Source organism: Duganella kummerowiae (assembly GCF_053572355.1).
On the sequence record NZ_JBKFEH010000047.1, the window covers coordinates 1 to 668 of the forward strand.

1 tRNA gene and 1 rRNA gene are annotated in these 668 nt (G+C 54.3%); both read right to left on the reverse strand.

The features are described from left to right. Window position 1: 1 nt before the first annotated feature. Window positions 2-78, reverse strand: a tRNA-Ile gene (locus ACLB1G_RS27960). A 72-nt stretch (window positions 79-150) separates the two neighbouring features. After that, window positions 151-668 (reverse strand): 16S ribosomal RNA (locus ACLB1G_RS27965); the annotation flags it as partial.

Here is a 668-nt window from a genome sequence, read left to right on the forward strand (position 1 = left end):
TTGGTGGGTCTGGTTGGGCTCGAACCAACGACCCCCGCGTTATCAACACGGTGCTCTAACCAGCTGAGCTACAGACCCGATGCTGTTCTTCTTCTCTACAGTCGATAAGTGTGAACGCTTGATGTGATCCGAAGATCAGTGCCACTCTAGAAAGGAGGTGATCCAGCCGCACCTTCCGATACGGCTACCTTGTTACGACTTCACCCCAGTCACGAATCCTACCGTGGTAAGCGCCCTCCTTGCGGTTAAGCTACCTACTTCTGGTAAAACCCGCTCCCATGGTGTGACGGGCGGTGTGTACAAGACCCGGGAACGTATTCACCGCGACATGCTGATCCGCGATTACTAGCGATTCCAACTTCATGCAGTCGAGTTGCAGACTACAATCCGGACTACGATACACTTTCTGGGATTAGCTCCCCCTCGCGGGTTGGCGGCCCTCTGTATGTACCATTGTATGACGTGTGAAGCCCTACCCATAAGGGCCATGAGGACTTGACGTCATCCCCACCTTCCTCCGGTTTGTCACCGGCAGTCTCATTAGAGTGCCCTTTCGTAGCAACTAATGACAAGGGTTGCGCTCGTTGCGGGACTTAACCCAACATCTCACGACACGAGCTGACGACAGCCATGCAGCACCTGTGTAAAGGTTCCCTTTCGGGCACTCC